The organism is Aurantimonas sp. C2-5-R2 (genome assembly GCF_036549495.1).
Classification (GTDB): domain Bacteria; phylum Pseudomonadota; class Alphaproteobacteria; order Rhizobiales; family Rhizobiaceae; genus Aurantimonas; species Aurantimonas coralicida_A.
In genome coordinates, this window is record NZ_JAZHLJ010000154.1 from 1 (window position 1) to 3,759 (window position 3,759).

4 protein-coding genes and 1 pseudogene are annotated in these 3,759 nt (G+C 60.6%); 2 read left to right on the forward strand and 3 right to left on the reverse strand.

Features of this window, described 5'->3' with window-relative positions; all coding sequences use genetic code 11:
- Positions 1–115 precede the first annotated feature (115 nt).
- A complete protein-coding gene (locus tag VQ044_RS24085) occupies positions 116–454 on the forward strand; it encodes a hypothetical protein (protein WP_331827825.1) in 339 nt (112 codons plus the stop codon).
- Between the two features lie 14 nt (positions 455–468).
- Positions 469–911, forward strand: a pseudogene (locus VQ044_RS24090) (transposase); the annotation flags it as partial.
- Between the two features lie 2 nt (positions 912–913).
- Here VQ044_RS24090 and VQ044_RS24095 read toward each other — a convergent pair.
- The 3 genes from VQ044_RS24095 to VQ044_RS24105 form a co-directional block, all read right to left on the reverse strand.
- Entirely contained in the window at positions 914–1,630 is a 717-nt protein-coding gene (locus VQ044_RS24095) for an RES family NAD+ phosphorylase (protein ID WP_327625944.1), read from the reverse strand.
- Positions 1,630–2,043, reverse strand: a complete 414-nt coding sequence (locus VQ044_RS24100; RefSeq protein WP_327625943.1) for an MbcA/ParS/Xre antitoxin family protein — start codon at positions 2,041–2,043, stop codon at positions 1,630–1,632. The genes VQ044_RS24095 and VQ044_RS24100 overlap by 1 nt, the downstream gene beginning before the upstream one ends.
- 249 nt (positions 2,044–2,292) lie before the next feature.
- Positions 2,293–3,411: a tyrosine-type recombinase/integrase gene (locus VQ044_RS24105; protein ID WP_327650193.1), complete on the reverse strand. Its 1,119-nt coding sequence runs from the start codon at positions 3,409–3,411 to the stop codon at positions 2,293–2,295.
- Positions 3,412–3,759: the final 348 nt, after the last annotated feature.

The following is a 3,759-nucleotide window of genomic DNA, read 5'->3' on the forward strand; positions in this document are numbered from 1 at the left end:
ATCAGCTGATCACCCTCAAAATCGTCCTTCCCGCGGCCGAGGAGCCCGAACTGGTCGCGTTTCTGGAGACATGGGAGCCAAAGACCCGGCTGGCCCCGCGCAAGGAGATGCTGACATGACGGGTATCGACGCGCTTGTCGCGGCCATCTCGGCGCTGCGGCGAAACGATCTCGAGGCTTGGCTCCGCGATGAGCTCGTCGCGGCGGAGCCGGATGCCGGGACGCTCGCCTTTTCGGACATGGAATGCGCCCGGATCCGCTTCATCTGCGCGCTGCATTACGACCTCGAGATCGACGCGGAGACCCTGCGGGTGGTGTTGACCTTGGCCGATCAGCTCTACGAGACACGACAACGCCTGTTGTCGCTAACCGCCGCTGTCGCGGCGCAGGACGAGCCCATCCAGAAGGCGATCATCGCGGCTTTGTCGCCGAGCAACCTGGACTCGCCTCGATAAAGTGGAGAGCTCTTCTGAAGGAAAGAGGAGCATTTCATGGGCAAGTCACTCGCCGGTTCGGGAAGGAATTCGAGGTGGAGGCTGTGCGTCTGGTCGAGACGAGCGGGCGTACGCAGCGCGAGATCACCGAGGATCTCTGCGTCGGGCTGTCGACGCAGCGCCGCTGGCTGGGCGAACGGCCGGGAGCGTGATCTGGAAGCACCGCCTCCCGAGCGGCAGGAGAGGACCTGGCGGCCGAGCTGAAGCGGCTGCGGCGCGAGAACGGGGTCCTTCGCCAGGAACGCGAAATTCTGAAGAGGGCCGCGACTTTTTTCGCCAAGGAGGGAAGTCGATGATGTTCCATCTCATCGATGAGGCGAAGAAGGAGTTCCTCGTCCAGCGTCTTTGCAAGGTCCTCAGCGTCAACCCGAGCGGCTACTTTGCCTGGAAGGCGCGCCCAGCCTGTCGGCGACAGCGCGCTCACGAAACATCGAGGCTGTACACGTCGCCACTCCCTGCATCGCGATAAAAGTCCACGCGATTGCCGTCCCAGTGGTAGTCGAGATGACGGCCCTGATGAGCGCTTGCTGCTGCGTTAGGCCGGAACAAACCCACGCATTTTCCGCCGTCGCACCGTACGCTTGGATAGACGATACCATTCGAGCGGGCCTGACGTAGCCTGCCTGCGATCCGCTGGCTTTGACTATAGTCATCTGGGTCGAGGGCGACATGATATGTCGGTTCGCCTGATCGAAAATCATGGAGATCCGCCGTCACGGCCAACAAAATTTCCCGGAACTGCGACGTCCAACCAGCAGCTTCACGAGTTCGGGCCATGAAGCGCGCATGGTGATGGATGGTCTCAAACAATGCGACCTCGAACCGGTCGCCAGCGTAAAGCACGCCAAACGTACCGTCAGAAAAGCGGCTGGGCCTATCAGTCGTTACGTGCGTAAACGGCGCCATCAGATAGCTGGCGCCGGGGCCGCTGACGCGGTGCTCGGGCGCGACGAGATCGAGATTGCCGATCGTTTCCATCAGGCGTGGATTGGTCTTTTGTTCGGCCGAGATCAAAAGCGGCCAATCGGCGGGATCTGCGATATCCTCAAACAGGTCGATCGGTGGATAGAGGCTGCGGATGATCCGCCGCGCGTCGGGCCAGTCTATATGGGAGACTGGAATGTCAGAAGGATCCATCACCAGCCGCCGCGCTCGGCGTCCAGATATCGCCGCACGCGCATCAGATCGGTCAGATCGCCGCCGAGCATGACGTCGAGCGCGGACGCGTCGTTGAATCGGTCGTTGGGCGCCTTGATCCAGGCATAGCCGCGCTGCGGTTCTAAGAAGATGATGCGAAGCGCCTTATGGATACCGATGATGTTCGAAAGGCGTGTCTTGGTGTCACGGTCGAGGCGACCTGGCCCGTCGGCCTTCCACCGACGATAGGTGCGCACCGGCAGATCGAGCAAGGTCGCGGCGTTTTCATCGGTGATTTCCCAAAGGCGGAAAAGATTGATCGCCGCACGAAACAGCGCCCCGCCTTCCTCGTCGGTCAATGGCGAGGGGACAAAGTCCCTTGCCCGCGTCTCAATCAGATTTGCCGTCGACATTATTATCTCCTGCCAATCTGCTCAACATAAGATTGTTAATGCCATTTGGCAATACGCGTCACTCGGTGGATCGATGATCGGGCGGGGCTTGGCCTCGGCGGGCGCGTTGACGCGGCGGAGTCGCCCGGCCTTCCAGCAAATCGTCGATTTCATCGGCCACGCGGTCGGCAGTCATTCGAAGCGCCTCGTCGATATGAACGTAGCGCTGTGTAACGCCGCGCGCGGAGTGCCCGAGCAGCGCCGCGATCGTCAGTTCAGAAAAGCCAAGCTCACCGGCAAGCTCGCAAAGGTATGGCGCAACGTGTGAGGCGTGACGTCCTCAAGCCCAGCTTGTTGGCAAACGCGATCGAGAACGCGCACAACACCGATGAAATGCCCGTCACCCCAATCGGCTGGAAAGAAGAATTTTGAATTTGTTGCGGGTTGATCGAGCAAGACATCGATCGCCGCCTCACCAATCACGCGGATCTGAGCGCCGCTCTTGGTGTCGAGAAAACGGACCGCGCCGTTTTCCTCGTCGAGCCAATCCCGCTCGAGGCCAAGCCCTTCCATGCGCCGAAATCCCGTCAAGATTAGGAAGCGGATGGCAGCGCGCCCGGTCGGATGCTCGCCTTTGTCGGCGGCAACGCTCAGCGTCTCGCCCAACCGCCCGATTTCGCTTCGGCTGAGATGCCTCTGGCGCGGTGTGCTGGCAAGCCGGCGCACGCCGCGAGCCGGATTTGTTTCGATTTCACCGAGCCGGGCGGCATGTTCAAAGATGCTATGCAGCGTCGACACGGTCCGCGACGCGACGCCGGCGCCGCCGGTCGTGGCACCACCTTTGCCGCCTAGGCGCTTCCTTGCAGACTTGCCTGCGGCGATATCGGCCTGCATCCCTTCGATGTCACCGAGGCTGAGCGATCGCACCTGCTTCTTGCCGATCAGCGGCTTGATGTGCTGTTCGATGCGACTGCGATCCATGGCAAGCGTGCTCGGCTTGATCGGGCGGCGACGTCTCCCCAGAATACGACCCGATTCGGCGTTCTCGGTGAACCAGTCGCAAATCTCTGCAACGCTTCGAGCGACACGCGACGCTTTATTCACATCAGCCGGATCGGTCCCTTTCGATACAGCGACGAGCTTCTCGCGGGCGATGTTGCGCGCCTGCTCGACGGTCAAAACACCGTGCCGACCGACATTGATGCGACGGCTGCGTCCTGTCGGTGCGCGATATTGCAGGACATAGGATTTCAGCCCGGCAGCGCCCGCACCCCGAAGCCGCGCGTTCGCGATCCCAGAGGAACGCCTGGCCCTTGGTTGGGCACTCGAGAGCGTCGACGCTGCGTTTGGTGAGCTTGCCCATCGCAATCTCTCCAAATTTGCTGACACAACTGCTTACAAAGAAAAATGTAAGCAGGTTGTAAGCGGGCAGGAGCGTATCGCTGCGTATCTGCCGGATAGCGTAGAGTGAGCATCGGCCGCAAAAAGTCAATTTGCAAAGTGGTTTATCGTACTCTGGGTTGAAAACGGATATTGCCGGATAGATCAGCCGGGCACCTTGCCAAGGTTGGGGTCGTGGGTTCGAATCCCATCGCCCGCTCCAATTTCCTCCATGTCCGGCCCGGAGACATGGGTAACAGAGCGTACCTAAGAGCCTGAGCGAAAAGGAGTTGAGCGATATCAGCAGGTTGTGATTCCCCTACGTTGTCGAGACGATGGGGAATCGAGATGGCCTGG

Bases quoted from the DNA above. Each gene is read 5' to 3' on its own strand.
- VQ044_RS24085 (WP_331827825.1), top strand. From the start codon at position 116: ATGACGGGTATCGACGCGCTTGTCGCGGCCATCTCGGCGCTGCGGCGA.
- VQ044_RS24095 (WP_327625944.1), bottom strand. From the start codon at position 1,630: ATGGATCCTTCTGACATTCCAGTCTCCCATATAGACTGGCCCGACGCG.
- VQ044_RS24100 (WP_327625943.1), bottom strand. From the start codon at position 2,043: ATGTCGACGGCAAATCTGATTGAGACGCGGGCAAGGGACTTTGTCCCC.